Annotated in this window: 24 protein-coding genes and 1 tRNA gene; 18 read left to right on the forward strand and 7 right to left on the reverse strand. The window is 68.2% G+C overall.

Annotated features, from left to right (window positions below):
• Positions 1-47 precede the first annotated feature (47 nt).
• Positions 48-1511, reverse strand: a complete 1464-nt coding sequence (pdxR, locus tag G9U51_RS13040) for a MocR-like pyridoxine biosynthesis transcription factor PdxR (RefSeq protein WP_166197376.1) — start codon at positions 1509-1511, stop codon at positions 48-50.
• Positions 1512-1600: 89 nt separating this feature from the next.
• On the opposite strand from pdxR, the gene G9U51_RS13045 reads away from it, so the two are divergent.
• From G9U51_RS13045 to G9U51_RS13055, 3 genes are read left to right on the forward strand one after another with little or no spacing between them, the layout of a single operon-like run.
• Positions 1601-2992 (forward strand): aspartate aminotransferase family protein, encoded by a 1392-nt coding sequence (locus G9U51_RS13045; RefSeq protein ID WP_328823468.1) that lies wholly within the window; start codon positions 1601-1603, stop codon positions 2990-2992.
• Between the two features lie 42 nt (positions 2993-3034).
• A complete protein-coding gene (gene ald, locus G9U51_RS13050; RefSeq protein ID WP_166197377.1) occupies positions 3035-4150 on the forward strand; it encodes an alanine dehydrogenase in 1116 nt (371 codons plus the stop codon).
• The gene (locus G9U51_RS13055) at positions 4147-5121 is read left to right on the forward strand and encodes a phosphotransacetylase (protein WP_166197378.1); all 975 of its coding nucleotides are present in this window, start codon (positions 4147-4149) and stop codon (positions 5119-5121) included. The genes ald and G9U51_RS13055 overlap by 4 nt, the downstream gene beginning before the upstream one ends.
• Here the strand turns inward: G9U51_RS13055 and G9U51_RS13060 are convergent.
• The 3 genes from G9U51_RS13060 to G9U51_RS13070 are packed head-to-tail and all read right to left on the reverse strand — an operon-like array spanning position 5060 to position 8543.
• Complete coding sequence (locus tag G9U51_RS13060; RefSeq protein WP_166197379.1) at positions 5060-6778, reverse strand: cobaltochelatase CobT-related protein; 1719 nt, start codon at positions 6776-6778, stop codon at positions 5060-5062. The two genes, G9U51_RS13055 and G9U51_RS13060, sit on opposite strands and share 62 nt — an antisense overlap.
• A gap of 5 nt (positions 6779-6783) precedes the next feature.
• Positions 6784-7749: an AAA family ATPase gene (locus G9U51_RS13065; RefSeq protein ID WP_328823469.1), complete on the reverse strand. Its 966-nt coding sequence runs from the start codon at positions 7747-7749 to the stop codon at positions 6784-6786.
• Positions 7746-8543 (reverse strand): IclR family transcriptional regulator, encoded by a 798-nt coding sequence (locus tag G9U51_RS13070; protein ID WP_166197380.1) that lies wholly within the window; start codon positions 8541-8543, stop codon positions 7746-7748. The genes G9U51_RS13065 and G9U51_RS13070 overlap by 4 nt, the downstream gene beginning before the upstream one ends.
• 171 nt (positions 8544-8714) lie before the next feature.
• Between G9U51_RS13070 and xsc the strand changes: the two genes are divergently transcribed.
• A complete protein-coding gene (xsc, locus tag G9U51_RS13075; protein ID WP_166197381.1) occupies positions 8715-10556 on the forward strand; it encodes a sulfoacetaldehyde acetyltransferase in 1842 nt (613 codons plus the stop codon).
• 111 nt (positions 10557-10667) lie between these two features.
• Positions 10668-12200, forward strand: coding sequence for an amino acid permease (locus G9U51_RS13080; RefSeq protein WP_207948310.1), 1533 nt, complete (start codon positions 10668-10670; stop codon positions 12198-12200).
• 208 nt (positions 12201-12408) lie between these two features.
• Here G9U51_RS13080 and G9U51_RS13085 read toward each other — a convergent pair whose 3' ends face one another.
• Complete coding sequence (locus tag G9U51_RS13085; protein WP_166197382.1) at positions 12409-14265, reverse strand: acyl-CoA dehydrogenase; 1857 nt, start codon at positions 14263-14265, stop codon at positions 12409-12411.
• A 120-nt stretch (positions 14266-14385) separates the two neighbouring features.
• Here G9U51_RS13085 and G9U51_RS13090 point away from each other — a divergent pair, with 120 nt between their 5' ends.
• Entirely contained in the window at positions 14386-14829 is a 444-nt protein-coding gene (locus G9U51_RS13090) for a Fur family transcriptional regulator (RefSeq protein ID WP_166197383.1), read from the forward strand.
• A gap of 5 nt (positions 14830-14834) precedes the next feature.
• Positions 14835-15368: a YbhB/YbcL family Raf kinase inhibitor-like protein gene (locus G9U51_RS13095; protein WP_166197384.1), complete on the forward strand. Its 534-nt coding sequence runs from the start codon at positions 14835-14837 to the stop codon at positions 15366-15368.
• On the opposite strand, the gene G9U51_RS13100 is transcribed toward G9U51_RS13095, so the two are convergent.
• Complete coding sequence (locus G9U51_RS13100) at positions 15356-16084, reverse strand: aspartate/glutamate racemase family protein (RefSeq protein ID WP_235946103.1); 729 nt, start codon at positions 16082-16084, stop codon at positions 15356-15358. The genes G9U51_RS13095 and G9U51_RS13100 overlap by 13 nt on opposite strands.
• Before the next feature lie 132 nt (positions 16085-16216).
• On the opposite strand from G9U51_RS13100, the gene aroQ reads away from it, so the two are divergent.
• Positions 16217-16672 carry a type II 3-dehydroquinate dehydratase gene (gene aroQ, locus G9U51_RS13105; protein WP_166197521.1) on the forward strand — a complete coding sequence of 152 codons (456 nt, stop codon included), beginning with the start codon at positions 16217-16219 and terminating at the stop codon, positions 16670-16672.
• Between the two features lie 305 nt (positions 16673-16977).
• Here the strand turns inward: aroQ and G9U51_RS13110 are convergent.
• Positions 16978-17051 (reverse strand) — tRNA-Gly (locus tag G9U51_RS13110).
• A 170-nt stretch (positions 17052-17221) separates the two neighbouring features.
• Between G9U51_RS13110 and G9U51_RS13115 the strand changes: the two genes are divergently transcribed.
• The 10 genes from G9U51_RS13115 (at position 17222) to G9U51_RS13160 (ending at position 26718) form a co-directional block, all read left to right on the forward strand.
• Complete coding sequence (locus tag G9U51_RS13115; protein WP_166197385.1) at positions 17222-18130, forward strand: ABC transporter permease; 909 nt, start codon at positions 17222-17224, stop codon at positions 18128-18130.
• Positions 18131-18161: 31 nt separating this feature from the next.
• Positions 18162-19241, forward strand: a complete 1080-nt coding sequence (locus G9U51_RS13120) for a taurine ABC transporter substrate-binding protein (RefSeq protein ID WP_166197386.1) — start codon at positions 18162-18164, stop codon at positions 19239-19241.
• Entirely contained in the window at positions 19238-20047 is an 810-nt protein-coding gene (locus G9U51_RS13125; RefSeq protein ID WP_328823470.1) for an ABC transporter ATP-binding protein, read from the forward strand. The genes G9U51_RS13120 and G9U51_RS13125 overlap by 4 nt, the downstream gene beginning before the upstream one ends.
• A gap of 121 nt (positions 20048-20168) precedes the next feature.
• Positions 20169-20744: a dCTP deaminase gene (gene dcd / locus G9U51_RS13130; RefSeq protein ID WP_166197387.1), complete on the forward strand. Its 576-nt coding sequence runs from the start codon at positions 20169-20171 to the stop codon at positions 20742-20744.
• The gene (locus tag G9U51_RS13135) at positions 20745-21392 is read left to right on the forward strand and encodes an alpha/beta hydrolase (RefSeq protein WP_166197388.1); all 648 of its coding nucleotides are present in this window, start codon (positions 20745-20747) and stop codon (positions 21390-21392) included.
• A 55-nt stretch (positions 21393-21447) separates the two neighbouring features.
• Positions 21448-22584, forward strand: coding sequence for an ABC transporter ATP-binding protein (locus G9U51_RS13140; RefSeq protein ID WP_166197389.1), 1137 nt, complete (start codon positions 21448-21450; stop codon positions 22582-22584).
• On the forward strand, positions 22581-23222 hold the full coding sequence (locus G9U51_RS13145; RefSeq protein ID WP_166197390.1) for an ABC transporter permease: 642 nt from the start codon (positions 22581-22583) through the stop codon (positions 23220-23222). Before G9U51_RS13140 ends, G9U51_RS13145 begins: the two co-directional genes overlap by 4 nt.
• Positions 23219-23956, forward strand: coding sequence for an ABC transporter permease (locus G9U51_RS13150; RefSeq protein WP_166197391.1), 738 nt, complete (start codon positions 23219-23221; stop codon positions 23954-23956). The genes G9U51_RS13145 and G9U51_RS13150 overlap by 4 nt, the downstream gene beginning before the upstream one ends.
• Positions 23957-23988: 32 nt before the next feature.
• Entirely contained in the window at positions 23989-24906 is a 918-nt protein-coding gene (locus G9U51_RS13155; RefSeq protein WP_166197392.1) for an ABC transporter substrate-binding protein, read from the forward strand.
• Positions 24907-24990: 84 nt separating this feature from the next.
• Positions 24991-26718: an ABC transporter ATP-binding protein gene (locus G9U51_RS13160; protein WP_174878647.1), complete on the forward strand. Its 1728-nt coding sequence runs from the start codon at positions 24991-24993 to the stop codon at positions 26716-26718.
• Positions 26719-26749: the final 31 nt, after the last annotated feature.

Below are 26749 nucleotides of genomic sequence, written 5' to 3' on the forward strand. Positions count from 1 at the left end.
GTGGCCGCGGAGAGGTGGAGGCGCCACGCCGAGTCGCGCTCGATGCCTCAGCCCAGGTGATCGCGCAGGACCACACCGAGGCGGCGGATGCCTTCGGTGATCGACCGCTGGGGAATCGCGCTGTAGCCCAACCGCAGATAGCGCTGGTGCCGCCGCCGCGACGGGTGGAAGAACAGCGCCCCCTGCTCGATCAGCACTCCCTGCTCCTGCGCACGCGCCGCCACCTCGCGGCCGTCCAGCCCCTTGGGCCCCTCGATCCACAGGCTCACCCCACCCGGCGGAAAGGGCCCCACCTCGAACGGAAAGTTCTCGGCCACCGCTTCGGTCATGCTGATCCACTTGTGCTGCAAGCGATCTCGGTGCCGACGCAGCGCCCGGTGATAGTCGCCGTTGTCGATGAACAGCGCCATCGCCCGCTGCAACTGACCCGGCGGATGCCGCAACTCATACCGCCGCATTTGACGCAGCTCCCGGACGAGATCGGGATGGGCCACGACATACCCCAGGCGCAGGCCCGGTGATAGGAACTTGGAGAAGGTCCCGAGATAGATCACGTCCCCCGTGCGGTCCAGCGCCTTGAGCGCGGGGGAGGGGCGTCCGGCATACCGGAACTCCGAGTCGTAGTCGTCCTCCACGAGGATCGTGCCGGCCTCAGAAGCCATGTGCACCAAGCGAATTCGCCGCTCCATCGACAGGGTGACGTTCGTCGGAGACTGGTGACTGGGTGTCAGATGCGCCAGGTCGATGCCGGTCAGATCGTCCGGCGGCACCGCGCCGTCGCCGTCGACGGGCAGGTCGGCGAACCGCACCCCGGCGCGCGCGAAGATGTGCCGCGCGTCGGGATAGCCCGGCTGCTCCATCGCCACGGTGCTGCGGTCGTTGAGCAGCAACCGGGCGACGAGGTTCAGCCCGTGTTGCGAGCCGACGGTGACCAGGATTTCCTCCGGTCGCGCCTCGATGCCCCGCGGCGGCAACAGCTGCCGGCGGATGACGTCGACGAGCAGCGGGTCGTCGGCGCCCAGACTGTCCTGCAGCGCGGGGTAGACGTGCGGGTGATACATCGACTCGCGCAGCGCACGCAGCCACCCGCGCATCGGGAAGGTCTGCGGGTCGACCTGCCCAGCGAGAAAGGGATAGGGATAGGTGTTCCAGTCGAGCACCTTCTCGATCTGCGGCAGGTCGCTGTCGGCGAAGGTGCGCATCCGCGAGGACCAGTCGATGCCGGTCGATCCTTCCCGGTCGCCGGCTTGCAGGACGGCGCTCACCGACTCGTTGACGAACAGCCCCCGGCGCGGCCGGGCGGTCACGATGCCTTCGGCGACGAGCTCCTGATAGGCGAGGTTGGCCGTGTTGCGCGACACCGCGAAATCCGCGGCCAGCTGGCGCGAGCTGGGCAGCGGCTGCGTGGTGTCGACCAGCCCGTTGGTGACGGCATACTCGATCGCTCGCCGCAGCTGACGGTAGAGCGGCTCCACGCTGTCGCGGTCCAGCCGAGCAAGCGGGATCGCCATCCGACCTCTCCCTCTCCCCCTGGACCCATCGATCATACGGAATCTGGTCCTTGGCCGGACCAGATGTGGCCCAGATAGTGGACGAGTCCGTGAGCCACACCACATCGGAGGCCGCCGTGGTCGACACCCGCACCCTTGCCCAGCAGCACCTCTTCCCGCACTTCACCCGCGGCGAGGTCTGGCGCAGCGACAACCTGCCCGTCATCGTGCGCGGCGAGGGTTGTTATCTGTATGACGAGTCCGGTCGCCGCTGGCTGGACGGGCTCGCCGGCCTGTTCTGCGTCAACATCGGTCACGGCCGCTCGGACATCCCTGCCGCGGCGATGAAGCAGATGGAGACCCTGGCCTACTGGACCAACTGGGGTGCGGCACACCCGGCAGCGGTCGAGGCGGCGACGACGATCGCCGAACTCGCCCCCGGCGACCTCGACACGGTCTTCTTCGTCAACTCTGGCTCCGAGGCGGTCGAGTCGGCGATCAAGTTCATCCGGCAGTACTGGGTCGGTCAGGGCAAGCCGGACAAGCAGATCATCTTCTCGCGCGAGATGGCCTACCACGGCACCACGCTCGGGGCGCTCGCGGTGACCGGCATCGAGAAATACAAGGCGCCCTTCGGCCAGTTGATGCCCGGCACCCGGCATTTCCCCAACACCATCGGCGAGACGATCCCCGAGGGCGGCACCGCCGCCGACCTGCCCAGCCTGAAGCGGCTGGTCGAGATGATCGAGGCCGAGGGCGCCGAGAATGTCGCGGCGATCTTCGCCGAGCCGGTGCAGAACTCCCGCGGCGCCCTCGTGCCGCCGGAGGGCTACTGGCAGGAACTGCGCCGGATCGCCGACCGATACGAACTGCTGCTGGTCGCCGACGAGGTCATCTGCGCCTACGGCCGCCTCGGTGAGTGGTTCGGTTCGGCCAAGTATGGCGTCGTGCCCGACCTGATCACCTTCGCCAAGGGCTCGACGTCGGGCTATGCGCCGCTCGGTGGTGTGCTCATCCGCGGTGCACTGGCTCAGCAATTGATGGACTCCCCGCAGGCCGGCATCTTCACCCACGGTGCGACCTGGGGCGGTCACCCGGTCGCCACCGCGGTCGCCGCCACCAATCTGGCCGCCCTGCGGGACGAGCGCGTGCTCGACAACGTCCGCGGCAACGAGGGCTACTTCCAGCAGCAGCTCGACGCGATGGTCGCGGCCCACCCGAGCGTGCGCGAATGGCGCGGCACCGGCTACTTCTACGCGATCGAGCTCACCGGTGACCGCGAGTCCGGCCGCGAGCTCACCGAACAGCAGAGCGTCGAGCTGGTCCGGCAGGTGATGCCGCAGGCGATGCGCGAGGTCGGGCTCATCACCCGGCCCGACGACCGCGGCGCCACCATGCTGATGCTCTCCCCGCCGCTGGTCTCCGACCGCGAGGTCCTCGACGACCTCTTCCGTGGCGTCGACGCCACCCTCGCCGCCGTGGACGCTCACGTCCGCGGCTGACCCGAGACCACCAAAACCCTTCCCGCAGAAAGCGATTCACTCATGCGCATCGGTGTCCCAGCCGAAGTCAAGAACCACGAATATCGCGTCGCCGCGACCCCGTCCGGAGTGCACGAACTGGTCGAGCACGGCCACGAGGTGCTGATCCAGCAGGGTGCCGGACTCGGCTCCTCGATCACCGACGAGGAGTATGTCGCCGCCGGCGCCCGCATCGTCCCGACCGCCGAGGCGGCGTGGGGCGACGCCGAGATGGTGCTGAAGGTCAAGGAGCCGATCGAGTCCGAATACGGCTTCCTGCGCAAGGACCTGACGTTGTTCACCTATCTGCACCTCGCCGCGAGCCGGCCGTGCACCGACGCGCTGATCGCCGGGGGCACCACCGGCATCGCCTACGAGACGGTGCAGAATGCCGACGGCTCGCTGCCGCTGCTCTACCCGATGAGCGAGGTCGCCGGTTGTCTTGCGCCGCAGGTCGGCGCGCACCACCTGATGAAGGCCCAGGGCGGTCGCGGCCTGCTGCTCGGCGGTGTCTCCGGCGTCGCCCCGGCCAAGGTCGTCGTGCTCGGCGCGGGCGTCTCCGGCATGAACGCGATCGCGATGGCGGTCGGGATGTGGGCCGATGTCACCGTCTTCGACACCAATGTCGACAAGCTGCGCGCGCTGGACCGCCGCTACAACGGCCGGGTCAAGACCATGGCCGCCAACAAGTTCGACATCGACGCGGCCGTGGTCGAGGCCGACCTGGTCATCGGTGCGGTGCTCGTCGCCGGTGCGCGCGCACCGCGCCTGGTCACCAACGAGATGGTCAGCCGGATGAAGCCGGGCAGCGTGCTCGTCGACATCGCCATCGACCAGGGTGGCTGCTTCGAGGACTCGCGCCCGACCACGCACGCCGAGCCGACCTTCCCGGTGCACAACAGCATCTTCTACTGCGTGGCCAATATGCCCGGCGCGGTCGCGAACACCTCGACCTATGCCCTCACGAATGTCACCCTCCCGTATGCCGTGGCGCTCGCGGACAAGGGTTGGCAGCAGGCCTTGCGTGACGACGCCTCCCTCTATCCAGGGCTCAACACCTTCGAGGGCCTGGTCACCAACGAGGCCGTCGCGCAGGCGCACGGCATGGACTACACCCCGATCGCGGCCGTCCTGGCGTGAGCGGCTCCCTCACCGACGACTGGGTGCGCGCGCTCACCGCGCGCGCACCCGGCGCCGTGGTGCTCGCCGAGAGCGATGACCCGCGAGTGCGTGCCGCGGCAAACCGGTTGGCGGACAAGGGGATTGACGTCCTGCTGCTCACCGACGACGATGCGGGTGCGTCGACATCGGTCGAGACCATCACGCTGGCGGAGGCGCGCGACCACACCGCACCGGTGCTGAACGAGCTGGCCGACCGCCGTCAGTGGAGCGGTGACCAGCGCGCCAGCAAGCTGTCCGACCCGCTCTATCTCGCCGCGGCCTTGGTCAAGGCGGGGCGGGCCGGGTCGGCGGTGGCCGGCGCGTTGCATCCCTCGGGTGAGGTGATCCGCGCTGGGTTGCATGTGCTCGGGCTGGCTTCCGGCATACCGCTGCTGTCGAGTTGTTTCGTGCTGCGGCTGCGCGATGAGCGCACCGTGGCCTTCGCCGACTGCGCCGTAGTGCCCACGCCGGATGCCGCCGGCTTGGCGGCGATCGCGCGGAGCACGGCGGGCACCTACGCGGCGCTGACCGGTGACGAGCCCTCGGTGGCGATGCTGTCCTTCAGCACGCTCGGCAGCGCCGAGCATGCGGATGTCGCACTCGTGCAGGCTGCGACCGAGCTTGTCCGACAACAGGATCCAGACCTGGCGGTCGAGGGCGAGCTGCAGTTCGACGCGGCCTTCGTGCCCGAGGTCGCCCGGAGCAAGGCGCCCGACTCGCCGGTGGCCGGACATGCGAATGTGTTCGTCTTCCCTAACCTGGCCGCCGGCAACATCGGTTACAAGATCGCTCAGCGCATTGGCGGCGCCGCGGCGTATGGTCCTGTGCTGCAAGGACTTTCGCAACCGATGAACGACCTGTCCCGCGGTTGCGAGGTCGATGACATCGTCAATGTCGCACTGATCGGTGCATTGCAGTCCGTGCGATCACCTCGACCAGCCCACGCATGAGCGGCGCGGTCAGCCCGCCCTCGAAGGGGAGTGCCCGGCACTGCCGGTAGAAGGCGGTGAGGTCGGCGTCGGTGCCCACCCCGACGATGTCGATCACGCCACCGCGCTCCACCCGGTCGACGACCTCGGCGAGGTGCCGGTCGAGATAGCCCGGCCCCATCGTCTGGTGCGTCGCCACCTCCATCGGCCCGCCGTCGGAGATCACCACCAGCAGCTTGCGCGGCTCAGGCCGGGCGATGAGCCGCCGTGCGGCCCAGTCCACCGCCTCGCCGTCGAGCCCCTCCTTGTAGAGGTCCTGGCGCAGCAGCACCCCCAACCCGGCATGGCCTTGTTGCCAGGGTGTCGCGGCGTCTTTGAAGATTAGGTGACGTCGACCGCCGAGCCGGCCGGGCAGCTGCGGTGACCCGGCCGCCCGCCAGTCCTTCACCGCGGCGGCGGCGTGCCAGTCGGTCGTCGTGAAGCCGAGCACCTCGACCGGAACGCCGAGCAGACTGAGGCCGTGACCGAGCGAATCACACAGTGCCGCAACGGTTTCAGCATGCCGACGCATCGACCCTGAGCAGTCGAGCAGGAGCGTCACGGTGGCGTCGGCACGGGGCTGGTCGGCTGGAGATCGGAAAACATCGGTCGCACCCGGGCTGGTGATCAGCCGGGTGAGCTGACGGGTGTCGAGCAGACCCTCGGGCACGGCGGACTCCCAACCCGCCGACCGTGGCGTGAGCAGGGCCGGCGCGAGCGCTCGGGCGATCGCAGCCGGTTGCATCGGCCGCGGGATCCCACCGAGTTGCTCACGCCAGCGCCGCACCTGCAGCGGGCGGCCGAGCTCGCGCGCCGCCTGGGTGCGGTCGTGCGCGGTCGTGAAGATCCGGTATGCCGGGGCACCGCTGCCACCGGCCTGCCCGACACCGGTGGAGCCGGCCGCGTGGTCACCGGCCGACCCGACGAGCGGGATCGAGCCGAGTTCGCGGACCTGCTGCTCCTGCTCCTCCAGGTCGGCGGGGTCATCGCCCGGGGCGAGCTGGTCGGCGAGATAAGTCGCCACGGTGAGCGCCTCGGCGGCATACGCCCGCTGGTCGTGGCGCAGGCGACGCATCCGGCGCACCGGGCCACCGAGGTCGGTGGCGAGCCCGAACCAGGTGGCTTCGCACAGATCCTCCTGGTGCGGCGTGAGCGGCCACCCCGCCACCCGGGAGCGCAGCACCAGGAAGATCACCAGCAGCTGCTGGCCGATCTCGGACTCGGTAAGGCCGGCGGAGAGGGCCCCGGCATACCAGTGCTCGAAGGCGGCATTGAGATTGCGACGTGACCCGGGAAGGCTTGGGGGACAGGCAGATTCGCTGCGCATCTGCTCGGCGAACTCGAAGATCACCCGGGCGAGCGGGTGGGCCGGCATCAGCTCCCGGTGCAACCCGGCGTCGCTGCACAGCAGCCGCAGTGCGGTGGCATCGGCGACTCCGCGCGCGGCAGCCGGGTCGTCGGCGGGCAGCACGCCGGCCAGGTGCGGGGCCTGGCAGATCGTCGGCGCTCCGTCCACGTCCAGCCGATGCCCTCGATAGCGCACGTCGACCCGCCCAGACAGTGCCCGAACCGTTGCGGCACAAAGGTTTTCCCGATGCTCCTGGAGGCTGATCGCCGCACTGTCGACGGCCTCGGCCACCGCGCTCATGCCGGACGGGCGGCCGGGGTCGCGAGCTCGTCGTCGAAGCAGCGCTGGTAATACTCGGCGACCAGCTCGCGCTCGTCCTGCGCGCATTTGTTGACGAAGGTGAGCCGGAAGGCGGTGGCGATGTCGCCGAAGATCGCGATGTTCTCCGCCCAGGTGATGACCGTGCGCGGCGACATCAACGCGGAGATGTCACCGGCGGCGAAGCCGCGCCGGGTGAGCGCGGCGACCTCGACCATCCGCCGCACCAGGTCACCCCGGTCGGCGAGTTCCGGAACCCGCGCGGTGACGATCGCCACCTCGCGATCCGGCTCGAGATAGTCCAGCGTGGTGACGATATTCCACCGGTCGAGCTGGGCGTGGTTGAGGCGGTTGGCGCCGTGATAGAGCCCGAGCGTGTCGCCGAGGCCGACGGTGTTGGAGGTGGCGAACATCCGGAAGGCCGGGTGCGGGCGCAGCACCGTGGACTGGTCCATCAGGGTGAGCTTGCCGTCGCGCTCGAGCAGTCGCTGCAGCACGAACATCACGTCCGGCCGGCCGGCGTCATATTCGTCGAGCAGCAGGGCCACCGGGCGCTGCAACGACCACGGCACGATGCCCTCGACGAAGCGGGTGACCTGTCGGCCCTCCTCGACGACGACGGTGTCGCGGCCGATCAGGTCCAGCCGGGTGAGGTGACCGTCGAGGTTGACCCGCACGCACGGCCACCGCAGCCGCGCGGCGACCTGCTCGACATGCGTGGACTTGCCGGTGCCGTGCAGCCCCTGCACGAGCACCCGCCGGTTGCGCGCGAATCCGGCGAGCAGCGCCAGCGTGGTGTCGTGGTCGAACAGGTATGCCGGGTCGACCTCAGGCACATGCTCCTCAGCCTGCTCGAAGGCCGGCACCATCAGGTCGGTGTCGATGCCGAAGGCCTCGCGCGCCGAGACGGTCGTGGTCGGAGTGAGCTCGCGCAGGTCGGTCACCGGCTCCCCTCCTTGTCGATATCGGCGATGGCCGCGGCGGCGGTCCGCAGCGCGGGCAGCATCTCTGCGACTCGATCCTCGCCGAGGCGCAACACCGGAGCCTGCGTCGCCACGCACATATTGGAGCGGCCCTGGTCGGTCGGGACCAGCACTGCGATGCAGAAAAGGCCGCTCATGTATTCCTCACGGTCCACCGCAAAGCCCTGTGTCGCAACGGTTTTCATCTCCTCCTCGAAAGCCTCGAGGTCGGTGATGGTGTTGCCGGTGAACCGGGTGAGCGGGGTGTGCGAGAGCAGCGTGCGGCGGGCAGCCGGCGTCATCTGCGACAGGATCATCTTGCCGCTGGCCGAGGCGTGCGCCGGCACCCGTGAGCCCGGCCGCAGGAGGAAACGCAGCGGCGCGGAGGTCTCCACCCGGTCCAGATAGATCACCTCGTTGCTGGCGAGCGCGGTGACATTGCAGGTCTCGCCGAGCTGGTCGACCAGGTGTCGCAGCACCGCATGCCGGGCGCCGTGCTGCACGGTGTTGAGCATCAGGTCTTCGGCGAACCGGCGCACGCGGGCACCGGTGCCGAAGCTGCGCCCGTCGGCCTGCCGCGCGATCAGGCCACCGGCTTCCAGCTGGTGCAGCATCCGGTGCAGCGTCGGCTTGGCGATGCCGGTCTCCTCGACCAGCCCCTGCAGGGAGACGAAATGATCCTTGGCGGCGATGAGCTCCAGCAGCGAGAACAACCGCAGGGCCGGAGTGTCACCGTCGACCGGCGTGGTCGGCGAGAGCGGGACCGAGCTCGTCATACGGCACCTCCAGGCCCAGATGTCGGAAAAAGATACGTCACGTCCCGAAAAGCAGAACAGACCCTTGACGTGACTGTGACGCTCGCCATACTGTCACGGCATCGTCTCATAAATCTAGACCTGGCGTCTCAAAAAACGGAACGCGTGGGCCAATCTCGAAGGAGGCACGACATGACCGATCTCGCAGAACAGGTCGAGGAAGAGGTCCAGCGGACCCAGGTGACCGGGCGCGACGGCGAGCAGTCCGGCGTGCAGAAGATGACGCCCTCGGAAGCCTTCGTGGAGACCATGGTCGCCAACGGCGTCACCACGATCTTCGGCATCATGGGGTCGGCCTTCATGGATGCGATGGACATCTTCGCGCCGGCCGGCATCCGGCTGATCCCGGTCGTGCACGAGCAGGGTGCCGCGCACATGGCCGACGGTTATGCGCGGGTGAGCGGCAAGCACGGCGTCTGCATCGGCCAGAACGGCCCGGGCATCAGCAACTGCGTCACCGCGATCGCGGCGGCCTTCTGGGCGCACAGCCCGGTCGTCATCGTCACCCCGGAGACCGGCTCGATGGGCATCGGCCTCGGCGGCTTCCAGGAGGCCCACCAGCTGCCGATGTTCGCCGAGTTCACCAAATACCAGGGGCATGTCAACAACCCCAAGCGGATGGCCGAGCTGACTGCGCGCTGCTTCGACCGGGCCAAGTCCGAGATGGGTCCGACCCAGCTCAACATCCCGCGCGACTTCTTCTATGGCGAGCTCGAGACCGAGATCCCGCAGCCGCAGGTGCTCGACCGGGGCCCCGGCGGCAGCAAGAGTCTCGACGAGGCCGCCGAGCTGCTCGCCCAGGCCAAAAACCCGGTGATCGTCTCCGGTGGTGGCGTGGTGATGGCCGACGGTGTGGCCGAGTGCATCGCGCTCGCCGAGCGGCTCGGCGCCCCGGTCGTCAACTCCTACCAGCACAACGACAGCTTCCCCGCGAGCCACCCGCAGTGGTGCGGCCCGCTCGGCTACCAGGGCTCCAAGGCCGGCATGAAGCTGATCAGCGAGGCCGATGTCGTGCTCGCGCTCGGCACCCGGCTCGGCCCGTTCGGCACGCTGCCGCAGCACGGCATGGACTACTGGCCCAAGGACGCCAAGATCATCCAGGTCGACGCCGACCACACCATGCTCGGCCTGGTCAAGAAGATCTCGGTCGGCATCTGCGGCGACGCCAAGCAGGCCGCTGAGGCGCTGCTCGAGCGGCTCAAGGACCGCGAGCTCGCCTCCGACGCCACCAAGGCCGAGCGGGCGCAGCGGATCGCCGCCGAGAAGCAGGCGTGGGAGCAGGAGTTGGACGGCTGGACCCACGAGCTCGACGACTTCAGCCTCGACATGATCGCCGAGGCCGAGCAGGAGGACGGCAACTGGCTGCACCCGCGCCAGGTGCTGCGGGAGCTGGAGAAGGCGATGCCCGAGCACGTGATGGTGTCGACCGACATCGGCAATATCAACTCGGTTGCCCACTCCTATCTGCGCTTTGAGGAGCCGCGCTCGTTCTTCGCGCCGATGAGCTTCGGCAACTGCGGGTACGCACTCCCGACGATCATCGGTGCCAAGGCCGCCGCGCCTGACCGGCCGGCCATCGCGTATGCCGGGGACGGCGCGTGGGCGATGAGCATGGTGGAGATCATGACCGCCGTCCGGCACGACATCCCCGTCACCGCGGTGGTGTTCCACAACCGGCAGTGGGGCGCGGAGAAGAAGAACCAGGTCGACTTCTACAACCGGCGCTTCGTGGCCGGCGAGCTGGACAACCCCAACTTCGCCGAGGTCGCCCAGTCCATGGGTGCCGAGGGCGTGCGGGTCGACCAGCTCGACCAGGTCGGTCCGGCGCTCAAGGCCGCCATCGACGCCCAGATGAACGAGGGCAAGACCACGGTCATCGAGATCATGTGCACCCGCGAGTTGGGTGACCCGTTCCGTCGGGACGCGCTGGCCAAGCCGGTGCGCTTGTTGAAGAAGTACCAGGACTACGTCTGACCAGCATTCGGGCGGCCGGCATACGCCGGCCGCCCGAATCCTTGGCACCCCACGAACGCAACGAGGCGGATGCGTTCGCGAAGGAGACCGGCCGCCATACGGAAGGCAGACATGACCGCGACCGAAGAACACCAGCGGGTCAGCGACAACCCCGAGGACAGTGGCCTCGGCAAGGGCCTGAAGCAACGACACATGAACCTGATCGCCCTCGGCGGGGTGATCGGCGCCGGGCTGTTCGTCGGCTCCGGCGTGGTCATCTCGCAGGCGGGCCCGGCGGCGATCGTGTCCTTCCTGATCGCCGGCATGATCACCGTGCTGATCATGCGGATGCTCGCCGAGATGGCGGTGAACCGTCCCGCGCTCGGCTCGTTCTACATCTACGCCCGCGAATCCCTCGGCGCCAGAGGCGGATTCGCGGTCGGCTGGATGTATTGGTATTTCTTCGTGATCGTCGTGGCCGTCGAGGCCGTGGCCGGCGCGCGGATCCTGCAGCTGTGGGCGCCAGGGGTGCCGCTGTGGGTCTTCAGTCTCGGGCTGATGATCGTGTTGACCGGCACCAACATGGTCTCGGCGCGTTCCTACGGCGAGTTCGAGTACTGGTTCTCCTCGATCAAGGTCGTCGCGATCATCCTGTTCCTGCTGGCCGGCATCCTGTGGATCACCGGCGCGTGGCCGCACTCGACACCGGGCCTGGGCAATCTGGTCAACCACAGCGGGTTCGCGCCGCTCGGCTGGGGTGCGGTGCTCGCGGCGGTCGTGCCGTGCGTGGCGTTCTACACCGGCGCCGAGATCGTGACGATCGCCGCAGCGGAGTCCGAGGAGCCCGAGACCGCGATCCACAAGGCATTGCGCTCGATCATCGTGCGCGTGGTCACCTTCTACGTCGGGTCGATCTTCATCGTCGTGTCCGTGCAGGCGTGGAACGCCCAGGGCGTCAGCGTCAGCCCGTATGCCGCGACGCTGCGCGTCCTCAACATCCCCGGCGTGACCACGATCATGAACCTCATCGTGCTGACCGCGGTGTTGTCCTGCCTCAACTCGGCGCTCTACACCAGCTCGCGGATGCTCTTCGCCCTCACCCGGCACGGGGATGCTCCGCAGGCGTTCACCAAGCTGTCGAGCAGCGGCGTGCCGCGCCGGGCCATCCTCGCCGGCACCGTGCTGGGCTTCGTGTCGGTGATCGCGGCCTACCTGTCGCCGGACAAGGTCTTCGCCTTCCTCATCAACAGCTACGGCGCGGTGGCGCTGTTCGTCTACCTGGCGATCGCCCTCGCGCAGGTGGTGCTGCGGCGCGACCTGGAGCGCACCCGCGGCACCGACCAGGTGCGGCTGAAGATGTGGCTCTTCCCCGGCCTCAGCTATCTCACCATCGCGCTGATGTTCGTCGTGATCCTCGCGATGGCGTTCATCCGCGACACCCGCAGCCAGTTCTGGCTGTCGCTGCTGACCCTCGCCCTGATCCTCGGTGCTTACGAGATCCGCCGCCGCCGCGCACCGGTCGACGAACCGGCCGGTGTCACCGCCACCGGCAAGCGCAAGGGCTACCTCCAGGCGCCGGCGTTGTCGCTGCAGGAGGTGCCGGACAAGCCGGTCGGGCGGCGCCGGAGCACGCGCCGGTCCGGTGAACAATCCCCGGAGGACTGAGCGGTATGACGAAGGGGCCGAGTGCCCTTTCGATGTGGTCCACCGAGGAAGTCGCCATTGTGGAGACTTTTGGTGCGCTGAACCCGGCGGTCCGCTCTCAACGTCGCCATGATGGAGAGTTTTGGTGCGGGTATGACGAAGGGGCCGGGTTCCGCACGGAACCCGGCCCCTCGCCATACACCGGGAATCCCGGCGCGTCCCCCGAGCCTTAGAAGGCCTCTTCGGGCAGTTCCATCAGTGACAGGTCGGTGCTCTCCACGATCGCGCGCTCGGCGGCGAGCCGGGGCAGCACGGTCTGGGCGAAGAACTTCGCCGCGGCGACCTTGCCGGTGTAGAACGCATCGTCCTTGCCGGCGTCACCGGCATCGAGGCGCGCCTGGGCCACCTCGGCCTGGCGCAGCAACAGCCAGCCGATCACCAGGTCTCCCGCGGCGAGCAGGAAGCGGCTGGAGTTGAGGCCGACCTTGTAGATCGACGTCGGGTCGCCCTGGGTGGAGTTCATCGCGGTCATGCCGAGGTTTTCCAGCATGCCCTGGACGTTCTCCATTGCGGTGCCGAGCAATTCGCGCTCGGTCTGCAGGCTGTCGTTGCCGGCGCCGCCCTTGACGGTCTGCAGGATCTGCTCGGCGAGGGCGCCGATCGCGACGAACTGGTCGCGCAGGATCTTGCGGAAGAAGAAGTCGAGGCTCTGGATGGCGGTCGTGCCTTCGTAGAGCGTGTCGATCTTGGCGTCGCGCACGTACTGCTCGATCGGGTACTCCTGCAGGAAGCCCGAGCCACCGAAGGTCTGCAGCGACTCGGTGCCGAGCAGCACCCACGCGCGCTCGGAGCCGACGCCCTTGACGATCGGCAGGAGCAGGTCGTTGAGCCGCACCGCCATCGCCGCGGTCGACCCCTCGGCCGGCTGCTCCGCGCCGGTGGCGAGGAACTCCGCGTCCACCGTGTCCTGCTGGCAGGCGGTGTAGAGCACCAGCGCACGCAGGCCCTCGGCATACGCCTTCTGCAGCATCAGGCTGCGGCGCACGTCCGGGTGGTGGGTGATGGTGACGCGCGGTGCGTCCTTGGCCGGGGTGGTCATGTCGGCGCCCTGGACGCGGTTCTTGGCGTAGTCGAGCGCGTTGAGATAACCGCTCGACAAGGTTGCAATCGCCTTGGTGCCCACCAGCATTCGCGCGTGCTCGATGACGCGGAACATCTGCGCGATGCCGTCGTGCACGTCGCCGAGCAGGGTGCCGACGGCCGGCTCCTTGTCGCCGAAGGTGAGCTCGCAGGTGGTCGACACCTTCAAGCCCATCTTCTTCTCGACATTGGTCGTGTAGACGCCATTACGCTCGCCGAGCTCGCCGGTCTCAAGGTCGACGTGGAACTTGGGCACGATGAACAGTGACAAGCCCTTGGTGCCCGGGCCGGCACCCTCGGGGCGGGCGAGCACGAAGTGGATGATGTTGTCGACCATGTCCGACTCGGCCGAGGTGATGAACCGCTTGACGCCGGTGATGTGCCAGGTGCCGTCGGGCTGCTGCACGGCCTTGGTGCGGCCGGCGCCGACGTCGGAGCCGGCGTCCGGCTCGGTCAACACCATCGTGCAGTGCCAGCCCTGGTCGACGATGTGCTGGGCGAGCTTCTTCTGCTCGTCGGTGCCGAGCAGGTAGAGCAGCCGGCCGAAGGAGTAGGACGCGGCATACATCGCGATGGCCGGGTTGGCGCCGAGGACCATCTCGTTCATCGCCCACTTCAGCGAGGGCGGGGCGACGGTGCCGCCGAGCTCCTCGTTGACGTCGACGCTCCAAAAGCCGCTGTCACGGTAGGCCTGGTAGCTCTTCTTGAAGGCCTCGGGGATCTGCACCTCGGTGGTCGCCGGGTCGTAGACCGGCGGGGTGCGGTCGCCGTCGACGAAGCTCGCGGCCAGGTCCTGCTCGGCCAGCCGGGACATCTCCTTGAGCATCTCGCGCGCGGTGTCGGTGTCGAGGTCGGCATACGGCCCGTGCCCGAGGACCTCCTCACGCCCGAAGACCTCGAAGAGATTGAACTCCAGGTCGCGCAGGTTGCTCTTGTAGTGGCTCATCGTTCCTCGCTCCGGCGGCCCCCGGGACCGCGTCTCTACCGGAAAGTTCTACTGCTCAGTAACAAGGATGCTACTCGGCAGTAGTTCTGCGCAAGCTTCCGGCCGGTTCACAATGGCTGGGTGGCGGACGAACGGGCGGTCGAGTCGGCGGTCGCGCAGTTGCGCGCCGCCGGTGAGCGGGTAACGCCTGCGCGGCGGGCGGTGCTCGAAGTGCTGGCCGCCGCGGAGGCACACCTGGACGCAGAGCGGGTCGCCGGCCAGCTTGAGCAGGTCCACCGGGCGACCGTCTATCGCACCCTGCAGTCGCTCGCCGAACTCGGCGTCATCTCGCACACGCATGTGCCCGACGGCGGCACGATCTACCACCTGCGCGGTCGTGAGCATGCCCACGCCCACCTGCAGTGCGCGCGCTGTCAGGCCGTCGTCGACATACCGGTGCAGTGGCTCGACCCGCTGCGGGCGCGGGTCGAGCGCGAGACCGGCTTCCTGCTCGCCCCTGATCACGCCGCTCTGCTCGGAGTGTGCGCGGACTGCCGTGCGCGCGAGGCTTCGATGGCACAGTGATCGGTATGACGAATCTGCAGCGCCCCCAGGGCCCGAACCCTTACGACCTTCTCCCGCAGCTGCCGTCTTTCACGCTGAGCAGCGACGACGTCACCGACGGCGAGCGCCTCAAGGAGGGCCAGGTCGCCTCCGGCGGCAACACCTCGCCCCAGCTGTCGTGGTCCGGTGCGCCCGAAGGCACCAAGTCGTATGTCGTGACCTGCTTCGACCCCGACGCCCCGACCCCGTCCGGCTATTGGCACTGGGTGCTGGTCGACCTGCCCGCCGATGTCACCTCGCTCGAGGCAGGAGCCGGAGACCCGTCAAAGTCGTTGCCGGGCAACGCTTTTCACGTCAAGACTGACGGCGGGGCGCTCGGTTTCGAAGGCGCCGCGCCGCCCGAGGGTGAGCCCTTCGACCACCGCTACTACTTCGCCGTGTATGCCGTGGGCGAGGAGTCGCTCGGTGTGCCGAAGGACGCCTCGCCCGCGGTGGTGAACTTCAACCTGGCATTCAAGGCGGTCGGCCGGGCGGTCATCAGCGGCACCTACTCCGCCTGAGGCTTGTCGTCGCTGGCCAGGGCGACCTCAAGTGCGGCGGCGCAGTGCAGGGCGGTCGTCGCGAAGACCGGCACCTCAAGGTCGCCGGGGCGCACGCTCAGCTCAAGCTCGGTGCAGCCCAGGACGATCCCCTGCGCACCCTGGGCGACGAGCGTCTCGGCGACCCTGACGAGTTCACGGTGCGAAGCAGGCTCGAACCGTCCGACGCACAGCTCGGCGTAGATGATCCGCTGCACCTCGTCGCGGTCTTTCGGTGCCGGCACCAGTGAGATCACACCGTGCTGGGACAGGCGGTCGCGATAGAAGTCCTGCTCCATCGTGTATGCCGTCGCGAGCAGCCCGATGCGCTCGAGCCCGGCGCCGCGGATCGCTGCGGCGGTGACGTCGCCAAGGTGCAGCACCGGCACGTCGACCGCGTCGGCGACCGCGTCGTAGACCTTGTGCATGGTGTTCGTCGCAATGAGCAGCAGGTCCGCTCCACCGGCCTGCAGCGCCCTCGCCTCGTCGGCTAGCGCCCGCCCGGCGGCCGCCCAGTCACCCGCGGCCTGCATCGCCTCGATGGGTGCGAAGTCGACATTGGCCACGAGCAGCCGGGCCGAGTGCAGGCCACCGAGACGGTCCCGAACGCCCTCGTTGAGCAACCGGTAATAGTGCGCCGTGGACTCCCAGCTCATCCCGCCGATGATCCCGATCCGTCGCATGGCCGCCGCCGTCATCCACCCAGCATTCCGCACCGGCGGTCGCGCCGGGCGTGGGCGGATGTGTCCGCCGAGCGCGGCTCGGCATACGGCTTGCCCGATCTGATCGTCGTTAGTCGTGGACTGGATCGGCGCGGCTACGGTGTCCGGGTGACGCGAACGGTGCTGGTGCTCAACGGTCCCAACCTCAACCTGCTGGGTGAGCGCGACCCGGACCAGTACGGCACGACGACCCTGGCGGACATCGAGGCGATGGTGCGCGGGGCGGCCGAGCCGCGTGGGTTCGCGGTCGAGTGGCGGCAGTCCAATCACGAGGGTGAGCTCGTCGACTGGATCCAGGAGTGGCGGCTGCAGGCGGTCGGGGTGGTGATCAACCCCGCGGCATACACGCACACGTCGGTGGCGATCCGCGATGCGTTGGAGTTGGTGCGCGGGCCTGTGATCGAGGTGCACCTGTCGAATATCCATGAGCGAGAAGGGTTTCGACGGCATTCGTATGTCGCCGATGTCGCCGACCTGCAGATCGCGGGGGAGGGTGCACAGGGCTATGTCCGCGCCATCGACGAACTCGCCCGCCTCCTCGGCCCCGCCCCCTCCGATGGTTGAGCAAGCGGAGGAGCGCAGCGACGACGCGCGTCGAAACCGCCCCCGAGTCCGCGTCGAAACCGCCCCCGCGGGGTGCCGGAATCCCTGACGTCGGCCTCGACGAGCGGCAACGGTCAGGCGCTCCGGCCATCTGGGACGCGCAGATCGCCCAAGTGGGCGTTTTGTGCTGGTGGCGACCGCTTGGAGTGGCGCGGATCGCCCAACTGGGCGTTTTGTGCTGGTGGCGACCGGCTGGAGTGGCGCGGATCGCCCAAGTGGGCGTTTTGCGCGCCGCGCTTCCTCAACCCCCGAAGACGGGGCATTCATGGAGCGGGCGACGAGAATCGAACTCGCGTATTCAGCTTGGGAAGCTGATGTTCTGCCATTGAACTACGCCCGCATGGCGTGGGTGCCGAGGCGATTGTAACCGCGCGGTAAACGCGTCACGATTGCTGGCACCCTCAACCATGCACGAACTGGCACTGTTGCCAGACCACACGGCATCCACACGATATCCGGCAGCGAACACCGCCCCGTCCGCGGGGTGGGCGCCGCCCGAAAGGACGCCCGATGAGTTCTACGCCGACCACCACTGCCGCTCCGCCGGCGGGGCCGAGCAAAGCAGCACTGGCCGAGCAACGCACCGTTGACCGGGAGCGGCGCGCCCGTCGTCGGGCCGCGGCCCAGCGGTACGGCATACGGATCGCGAGCCTCGTGGTCGTGCTGCTCCTCTGGTGGCTGGTCACCGCAGCCGGCTGGATCAAGCCGCTCTACCTGCCCTCGCCCGGCGCCGTGTGGGACGCCTTCGTGCGCGCGAACTCGATCCACCCGGTCTCCGAAGGGTCCTCCCGCCTCGTTGCCGGCGAGCAGGGCTACTACCTGTGGCAGCACCTGCTGGCGAGCCTGCAGCGGATGGCCATCGGGGTCGGCTGCGCGATCTTGCTCGCGCCGCTGCTCGGCTTCTTGATGGCCACGATCAAGCCGATCGGGCTGATCGTCGAGCCCTACCTGAACTTCCTGCGCGCGCTGCCGCCGCTGGGTTACATCGGCATCCTGATCGTCTGGTTCGGCATCGGTGACCTGTCGAAGGTCTGGCTGCTCTTCCTCGCCGCCTTCCCGCCGATCACGATGGCGACGATCAATGGCGTGCGCTCCGTGCGGGCCGACCGCATCAACGCGGTGAAATCTCTCGGCGGAAACTTCTTGGATGTATGGCGTTACGTCATCCTCCCCTCGACCGCGCCGGACATCCTCAACGGCATCCGGATCGCCATCGGCTTCGCCTGGACGACGGTGGTTGCCGCCGAGCTCAACGCCGGCAACCCCGGCATCGGCTACCTCGCCTATATCTCGGGCACCGAACTGCAGACCCCGTTGACCATCGCCTGCATCATCGTCATCGGCATCGCGGCGATCCTGCTCGACCTGTTGGTCAAGGGCATCGAGAACCTCGTCGTCCCGTGGCGCGGCAAGGCCTGACCCTTCCCTCCCTCTCTCACTAGGAGCAGACATGTCGCGTTTCACCTCCCACGCCGGACTCGGCGCCGCCGCCCTCACCGCGTTCCTGCTCGCCGGGTGCAGCATCAGCCCGGCGACCGTGCCGCAGCAGTCCTCCGGTGGGAGCACCGGCAGCGGCTCGGCCTGCCCGGTCACCCCGGACGACAAGGTCACCGGCACGATCAAGATCGGTTATCAGGCGATCCCGAATGGCGACCTGGTGGTCAAGGACAACAAGTGGCTGGAAAGCTGCCTGCCCAAGGCCACGATCAAGTGGACGCAATATCCCTCGGGTGCTGCCGTCCTGCAGGCCTTCGGGTCCGGCAGCGCCGACATCTCCCTGATCGGGTCCAGCCCGGCCACCAAGGGCATGTCGGCACCGCTTAACAAGCAGATGAGCATCAAGGTCGTCTGGATCCAGGACGTCATCGGCAAGGCGGAGTCCCTCGTCGCCAAGAACCCTGCGGTGAAGACGATCAAGGACTTGAAGGGCAAGAAGATCGCCGTGCCCTTCGGCTCGACCTCGCACTACAGCCTGCTGCAGGCGCTCGACCAGGCCGGGCTCAACGACAGCGACGTCACGCTGGTCAACCTCGACCCCGACAAGATGCCTGCGGCGTGGTCCGGCAGCCAGATCGACGCCGCCCGGGTGTGGGACCCCACGCTGACCCAGCTGCTCAAGGGCGGTCACGCGGTGATGTCGTCCGAGGACACCGCCAAGGCGGGCAAACCGACATACGACCTGGAAGCGGCGACCACGAGCTTCCTGTCCAAGAACGCGGCGTTCATGAAGGTCTGGGCGGCTTGCCAGGACGCGGCGGTCAAGCAGATCAAGAGCGACCCGGGCAAGGCGGCCGACAGTATGGCGGCCGAGCTCGGCATCTCGTCCGCGGACGTGCAGAAGCAATTCTCTGGCTACACCTACCTGCCGGCGTCGGAGCAGGCGTCCAAGAACTGGCTCGGTGGCAAGCTCGGGCAGGACCTGAACTCCACCGCGGGCTTCCTGCTCAAGCAGGGCGGAATCGACGCGGTGAGCCCCGCCACCACCTACACCGGCGCGGTCGACGCGGGCCCGGCAGGTGCGGTCAAGTGAGCGCCGCGGCCGCCGAGACCAGCCAGCATGACCGGCGGGTGGTGATCGAGGACGTCACGCACCAGTACGCCACCAAGGGTCAGCGGGTGACGGCCCTCGAGGACATCAACCTGACCATCGAGCCGGGCGAATTCGTCTGTCTCGCAGGGCCTTCCGGGTGTGGCAAGACGACACTGCTGCAACTGATCGCCGGCTTCTTACGGCCGTCGGACGGCCGCATCACCCTCGGCGGCCAGGAGGTGCGCGGGCCGAGTGCGGAGCGCGGTGTGGTCTTCCAGCAGCCGAACCTCTATCCGTGGATGACGGTCCGCAAAAACGTCGAGCTCGGGCCGAAGCTGCGCCGGGTGGCCAAGGCCGAACGCGAGGCGCAGGCCAAGACCTATCTCGACATGGTCGGTCTCGGTGACTTCCTCGACCGGCGTCCGTATGAATTGAGCGGCGGCATGCAGCAGCGCGCCCAGATCGCGCGGGTGCTGACGAACGACCCCGACATCATCTTGATGGACGAGCCGTTCGGCGCGCTCGACGCGCTCACCCGCGAGCGGCTGCAGGCCGAGCTGCTGACGATCTGGCGCAACACCGGCAAGACGATCTTCTTCATCACCCACAGCGTCGAGGAGGCGATCTTCCTCGGCAGTCGGGTGTTGGTGATGAGCGCGCGGCCGGGGCATGTGGTCTACGACAAGCCGGTCGACTTCCTGTCCACGATGGATGCGGATATGCCCGTCGGGCAGATGCGCAGCCTGCCGGCCTTCGTGCGGATGCGCGATGAGGTTAGCAACGAGATTCACGCCTCCGGCGGATAAGCAGCTGAGCTGGACTGGTCCAGCGCGCAGAGGCGGAATGCGCACCGACCCCTATCGACGCCTCGGCACGCTGCAGCACCTGCTCGCCGCGCGGGACGCCGCAGCCGAGTAGGTTGGCCCCGTGCTGCTCTCCGACCGCGACATCCTGGCGCAGATCGACGCCGGCCGGGTCCGGCTGGATCCGTGGGAACCGTCGATGATCCAGCCGTCCAGCATCGACATCCGGCTGGACCGCTTCTTCCGCCTGTTCGACAACCACAAATACCCCTATATCGACCCGGCCGAGGATCAGGAGGAGCTGACCCGCCTGGTCGAGGTGGCCGCGGACGAGCCCTTCGTGCTGCATCCGGGGGAGTTCGTGCTCGGCTCGACCTACGAGCAGGTGACCCTGCCGGACGACGTGGCGGCGCGGGTCGAGGGCAAGTCGAGCCTCGGCCGACTCGGGCTGCTCACCCATGCGACCGCGGGCTTCGTCGACCCGGGCTTCAGTGGCCATGTGACCCTCGAGCTGTCCAATGTGGCGACCCTGCCGATCAAGCTGTGGCCGGGCATGAAGATCGGCCAGCTGTGCTTCTTCCAGCTGTCCAGCCCGTCGGAAAACCCTTACGGCAGTGCGAAATACGGCTCGCACTACCAGGGCCAGCGCGGACCGACCGCGAGCCGGTCCTTCAAGAATTTCCATCGCTCGGACGTCTAGATGGGGCGGTTGGAGGTCGGTCCCGGCATCGGGGCCGCCCGGCCGCGGCTGGTCTTTCCCAACGTTCGCTCGCCGCGCGCGATCGTGCTCATGCTGCACGGCGGCGAAGTCCAGGGTCTGGAGCCCGCCCGCGACTGGGAACCCGCTCAGGCACTGCTGCGCCCGCTCGGCCGGCAGATCCATCGCGATGCACCCGACATCGGCGTCGTGCGCCTCGCCAACGCCGTGCGCGGCTGGAACGAACCGATCCGCTCGCCGGTCGCCGACGCGCACTGGGCGCTGATGCGCATCCGGCAGCAGTTCCCCGGCCGGCCGATCGGCCTGGTGGGCCACTCGATGGGCGGCCGCACCGCCTTCGAGTTGGTCGCTCGGCCGGAGGTGTCCGCGCTCGTCGCCCTCGCGCCGTGGCTCGCCGACGGGTATGACGAGCACCGCTTCCTCAGCACCCCGACGCTGGTGGTGCACGGCCGACAAGACCTGTCGACCAACGCCCGCGCCTCACGCGATCTGGTGCGCCGGATCAACACCGCAGGCGGCGAAGCGCACTACGAATCGGTCATCGGCAGCCACATGCTCTTATGGCGCGCGTCACTGTGGCGGCATACGGTCTCGGACTTCCTTGCTGAGCACCTGCTGTCAGCTTTCTAGGTAAAGCCCGGCGCATCGCACCGATCGTGTCGGTCAGCGCTGTTAGGTTTGCCGAATGATCCGCTTCGAGGGCGTGACCAAGAAGTATGACGACTCCATTGCGGTGGACCATCTCGATCTGGAGTTCCCCGACGGCGCCATCACCTGCCTCGTCGGACCGTCCGGGTGTGGCAAGACAACCTCGCTGCGGATGATCAACCGGATGATCGAGCTCACCAGTGGGCGGGTCACCATCGACGGCCGCGACATCCGCGACCAGCCGGCGGCGAAATTGCGCCGGGGCATCGGCTATGTGATCCAGCATGCCGGTCTGTTCCCGCATCGCACGGTGGTCGACAATGTCGCCACCGTGCCGCTGCTCAACGGCTGGGACAAGCGCAAGGCCCGGGCGCGCGCCCACGAGGTGCTCGAACTCGTCGGTCTGCCCGGCAATTTCGCCAGTCGTTATCCCGCCCAACTGTCCGGTGGTCAGCAGCAGCGCGTCGGTGTCGCCCGGGCGCTGGCAGCCGATCCGCCGATCATGCTGATGGACGAGCCGTTCAGCGCCGTCGACCCAGTGGTGCGCGAGCAATTGCAGGACGAATTCCTCAAGCTGCAAGGGGAGCTGGGCAAGACCATCGTTTTCGTCACCCACGACATCGACGAGGCGATCAAACTCGGCGACCAGGTCGCGGTGATGCGGGTCGGCGGTCGCCTCGCTCAAGTCGCGCAGCCCGCCGCCCTGCTCGCTGATCCAGCCGACGATTTCGTGGCCGACTTCGTGGGGCGCGATCGCGGTTATCGCGCGCTGTCCTTCGCCGACACGCCCTCGTTGCCGCTCGCCTCCGAGCCGACCATCGAGCTCGGCGCAAGTGTCGACCAGGCCCGCGCCGCCACCTCCGATCGGTGGCTGCTCGTCGTGCAGGACGGCCGGCCGCAGGGCTGGGTCGAGCCCGCGCGCCTCACCGGCCCGATCGAGGCCGACAGCCTGCACCGCGGTGGCACGGTGGCCCGCGTCGACGGTCCGCTGCGCGCCAGCCTCGACGCCGCGCTGTCCTCGCCGGCGCGCCGCGGGGTGCTCGTCGACCACGAGGGCCGGCTGGTCGGCACGGTGCGCGCGCACGAGGTGCTCACCGCCATCGAGCAAACCGACCGGCCGCGGTCTGACGACGAGGCGAGCGGCGGCATACGGCTGGGCAAGGAGCGCGGGTGAATTACGCGCTCAATCACTTCCCCGAAATCTTGCAGCGGGCCGGGCAGCATGCCTGGCTGGCCGGGGTGCCGCTGGTGCTCGGGCTGCTTATCGCGGTGCCGGTCGGCTGGCTGGCTCGCCGGTTCCCGAAGGCCTCGCCCTGGCTGGTCGGGGGCTCGGGATTGCTCTACACCATCCCATCCCTCGCGCTGTTCATCCTCATGCCGCTGATCCTCGGCACCCGCATCCTGGACCCGCTCAACGTCATTGTGGCGATGACGATCTACACCCTCGCGCTGCTCGTGCGCACCGTCGTCGACGGGCTGTCCGCCGTGCCGCGTGACACCGTCGCCGCCGCGACCGCGATGGGCTATTCGCCGGTCCGCCGGTTCCTCGCGGTGGACCTGCCGCTCGCCGTGCCGGTGATCGCCGCGGGGCTGCGGGTCGCCGCGGTGAGCAATGTCGCGATCGTCAGCGTCGCCTCGCTGCTCGGCATACCCAATCTCGGTTTCTTCCTCACCGACGGCTACCAGAACTACGACAACGGCGAGATCTGGACCGGCATCGTGAGCTGCCTGATCCTCGCGCTGGTCTTCGACCTGCTGATCCAGCTGGCCGAACGCCTGCTCACGCCGTGGCAGCGGGTGGTGCACGGATGATCACCTCGATCTGGACCTGGCTGACCGCACCCGCCCAGTGGTCGGGGGCCGGCGGCATACCGACCCGGCTGTGGGAGCACATCTGGGCCTGCCTGCTCGTGCTCGTCATCGCCGCCGCCATCGCCTGGCCGCTCGGGGCGTGGATCGCGCACGCCGGCCGCGGCCGCTGGCTGATCAGCGTCGCCAACGCGGCCCGCGCCGTGCCGAGCCTCGGTCTGCTCTTCGCGGTCGCGATGTGGATGTCGGGCATGTTCAGCGGCAGCACCCTCGCCTTCACGATCCCGCCGACCATCGTGCTGGTCATCCTCGCGATCCCCCCGCTGCTCGCCGGGGCGTATGCCGGGGTCCACGAGGTCGACCCGGCCGTGCGCGACGCCGCCCGCGGGATGGGGATGACCGGTGGCGAGGTGTTGCGCAAGGTCGAACTGCCGATCGCCCTGCCGCTGATCCTGTCGGGTCTGCGCAGCGCTTCCCTGCAGGTCATCGCCACCTGGACGATCGCCGCGGTGCTGAGCGTGGGAGGTCTTGGCCGCTACCTGATCGACGGGCTGGCCAGCGCCGACTACGCCCAGATGGCCGGCGGCGCCGTGCTCGTCGCGGTGCTGGCCCTGCTCGTCGACGGAATGCTCGCGCTGCTGCAACGCTTGGTCGTGTCACCAGGGCTGACCGGCCGTCGGCGCAGACGCGCGCGCACCGGCATACCGCGGGCGACCGCATCACGACCGACCGCTTGACCACTCGCACATCCACCAGGACAGGAACCGACATGAAGCGCATGATCTGCCTCTCCCTCACCGCTGCGACCGCGCTCGGCCTCACGGCGTGCGGCGGCGGCAGCAACCCGATGAGCAGCGGCTCCGGCGGCGGAGGCAACTCCAGCGCCGCGGCCGGCACCCTCAAGGTGGGCGCCGCCGACTTCCCCGAGTCCCAGCTGCTCGCCGCGATCTACGCGGGCGCGCTCAACGCCAAGGGCGTCAAGGCGAGCACCGGCGACCCGATCGGCGCCCGCGAGGTCTACCTCAAGGCGCTGAACGACGGCTCGGTCGACGTGGTCCCCGAATACGCCTACTCGCTGCTCACCTTCTACGACAAGAGCGCCACCCAGAAGGACGCGCAGTCGGTCGCGACTGCGCTCAAGGCCAAGCTGCCGGCGAAGCTGCAGATCCTCAACCCGGCGCAGGCGCAGGACGCCAACTCGGTCGCGGTCACCAAGGAGACCGCCACCAAATGGAACCTCAAGACGATCGCCGACCTGGCCAAGCAGAGCGACAAGGTCATCTTCGGCGCGCCGCCGGAGTTCCAGAAGCGTGAGCAGGGGCTGCCGGGTCTGAAGTCGGCCTACAACCTGGCGCCCAAGACCTTCCGCCCGCTGAAGGGCAACGCGCTGGTGCAGGCGCTGAAGAACGGCCAGGTCAACGCCGCCAATATCTTCACCACCGACCCGTCGATCAAGAGCGACGGCTTCGTGGTGCTGGAGGACCCTAAGCATGTCTTCGGCTCGGACAATGTGGTGCCGCTGATCACCAAGGCCAAGGCCACCCCGCAGGTGCAGCAGGTGCTCAACTCGGTGCAGGGCAAGCTCACCACCGACAACCTGGCCGAGATGGTCAAGCAGGTCGTCGTCGACAAGAAGGACGCCGGCCAGGTGGCCACGACCTTCCTGAAGGACAACGGCCTGGCCTGACCCCTGACAAATCTCATTCCCCTCCGGAGCCCGTCACGCCTAAGGTGTGACGGGCTCCAAGGCTCGGGACGGGGAGGTCGATAGGTGCTGCAAGGACTGGTGCTGCGGCGATTACGCCGCTATCCACGGTTGGTCACGGGAGTGCTGGTCCTGCAGTTGGTCAGCGTCGCAGCGTCGCTGAGCCTGCCGAGCCTCAACGCCGACATCATTGATCGCGGGATTGCCACGGGCGACACGGCATACATCTGGCGCGTCGGCGGCCTGATGCTGGCGATCACCGTGCTGCAGGTGTGTGGCTCGATCGGTGCGGCCTGGTGTGGTGCCCAGGTGGCGATGGGGTTCGGGCGGGACGTGCGCGGCGAACTCTTCGCGAAGGTCGGCAGCTTCTCCGCCCGGGAGATGAACACGCTCGGCGCCCCGTCGCTCATCACCCGCACCACCAACGACGTGCAGCAGGTGCAGCAGATCGTGCTGATGGGCGCGACCCTGATGGTGGCGGCGCCGTTCATGATGATCGGTGGTGTCGCGATGGCACTCACCGAGAGCGTGCGCCTGTCCTGGCTCATCCTCGCTGCGGTGGGCGTCCTGGCCGTCGCGGTCGCGCTGATCGTGCGCAAGATGGTGCCGGGCTTCCGGCAGATGCAAGCGCGGCTGGACGTGGTCAACCGGGTCATGCGCGAGCACCTGAGCGGAGTGCGCGTCATCCGGGCGTTCGTGCGCGAGGAGCGCGAGCAACAGCGGTTCGCCGACGCGAATGCCGATCTCACCGCGGCCGCGCTCTACACCGGCCGGCTGATGACCTCGCTGTTTCCGGTCGTGATGACCGTGATGAATGTGTCGACCGTGGCCGTGTGGTGGTTCGGCGGCCACCTCGCGCAGGACGGCACCATGCAGATCGGCTCGGTGACGGCCTATATGACCTATCTGGTGCAGATCCTGATGTCGGTGATGATGGCGACCTTCATGGTGATGATGCTGCCCCGGGCGACGGTGTCGGCCGAGCGCATCACCGAGGTGCTGCAGACCGCACCGTCGGTCACCGCGTCGGCCAACGCCGTGCGCCCGGCCGCGCTCACCGGGGTCGTCGACTTCGACCAGGTGTCGATGACCTATCCGGGAGCGGATCTGCCTGTGCTGCAAGATGTTTCACTGCATGCCGAGCCCGGCCAGACGATCGCGATCATCGGCTCGACCGGGTCGGGCAAGTCCACTCTGGTCTCGCTCGTCGCTCGTCTTTTCGACGCGACCGCCGGGCAGGTGCTCATCGACGGCGTGGACGTGCGCCACCTCGACCCCGAAGTGCTGTGGGGTCACATCGGCATCGTGCCGCAGCGCTCCTATCTGTTCACCGGGACCATCGCGTCCAACCTGCGCTATGGCAATCCGGACGCGAATGACGCCGACCTGTGGGCAGCGCTCGAGATTGCCCAGGCTCGCGATTTCGTCTCCGAGCTCGACGGTGGCTTGGAGGCGCCGGTCAGTCAGGGCGGCTCGAACTTCTCCGGCGGTCAGCGCCAGCGGTTGTGCATCGCTCGAGCGCTGGTGTCGCGCGCGTCGATCTACCTGTTCGACGACAGCTTCTCCGCTCTCGACCTCGCGACCGACCAGCGGCTGCGTGCGGCGCTGCGGCCATGGACCAGCAGGTCCACGGTTTTCCTTGTGGCACAACGCGTTTCGACGATCATGGTCGCCGACGAGATTCTGGTCCTGGACGACGGCCGGGTGGTGGGACGAGGGCGGCATACCGACTTGTTGGTGACCTGCCCGGAGTATGCCGAGATCGTCGACTCCCAGCTCGGAGCGTCCGTATGATCACCCCACGAAGTTCTCGCTGGCGCTCGAT

The sequence above is a fragment of the Metallococcus carri genome (genome assembly GCF_011440275.1).
In the GTDB taxonomy this organism is placed as follows: domain Bacteria; phylum Actinomycetota; class Actinomycetes; order Actinomycetales; family Dermatophilaceae; genus Metallococcus; species Metallococcus carri.

What these genes read in the sequence shown, in the direction of transcription:
- pdxR (WP_166197376.1), bottom strand. Translation starts at nt 1,511, where the DNA reads ATGGCGATCCCGCTTGCTCGGCTGGACCGCGACAGCGTGGAGCCGCTC.
- ald (WP_166197377.1), top strand. Translation starts at nt 3,035, where the DNA reads ATGCGCATCGGTGTCCCAGCCGAAGTCAAGAACCACGAATATCGCGTC.
- G9U51_RS13070 (WP_166197380.1), bottom strand. Translation starts at nt 8,543, where the DNA reads ATGACGAGCTCGGTCCCGCTCTCGCCGACCACGCCGGTCGACGGTGAC.
- xsc (WP_166197381.1), top strand. Translation starts at nt 8,715, where the DNA reads ATGACCGATCTCGCAGAACAGGTCGAGGAAGAGGTCCAGCGGACCCAG.
- G9U51_RS13080 (WP_207948310.1), top strand. Translation starts at nt 10,668, where the DNA reads ATGACCGCGACCGAAGAACACCAGCGGGTCAGCGACAACCCCGAGGAC.
- G9U51_RS13085 (WP_166197382.1), bottom strand. Translation starts at nt 14,265, where the DNA reads ATGAGCCACTACAAGAGCAACCTGCGCGACCTGGAGTTCAATCTCTTC.
- G9U51_RS13095 (WP_166197384.1), top strand. Translation starts at nt 14,835, where the DNA reads ATGACGAATCTGCAGCGCCCCCAGGGCCCGAACCCTTACGACCTTCTC.
- G9U51_RS13100 (WP_235946103.1), bottom strand. Translation starts at nt 16,084, where the DNA reads ATGACGGCGGCGGCCATGCGACGGATCGGGATCATCGGCGGGATGAGC.
- G9U51_RS13115 (WP_166197385.1), top strand. Translation starts at nt 17,222, where the DNA reads ATGAGTTCTACGCCGACCACCACTGCCGCTCCGCCGGCGGGGCCGAGC.
- G9U51_RS13120 (WP_166197386.1), top strand. Translation starts at nt 18,162, where the DNA reads ATGTCGCGTTTCACCTCCCACGCCGGACTCGGCGCCGCCGCCCTCACC.
- G9U51_RS13135 (WP_166197388.1), top strand. Translation starts at nt 20,745, where the DNA reads ATGGGGCGGTTGGAGGTCGGTCCCGGCATCGGGGCCGCCCGGCCGCGG.
- G9U51_RS13140 (WP_166197389.1), top strand. Translation starts at nt 21,448, where the DNA reads ATGATCCGCTTCGAGGGCGTGACCAAGAAGTATGACGACTCCATTGCG.
- G9U51_RS13150 (WP_166197391.1), top strand. Translation starts at nt 23,219, where the DNA reads ATGATCACCTCGATCTGGACCTGGCTGACCGCACCCGCCCAGTGGTCG.
- G9U51_RS13155 (WP_166197392.1), top strand. Translation starts at nt 23,989, where the DNA reads ATGAAGCGCATGATCTGCCTCTCCCTCACCGCTGCGACCGCGCTCGGC.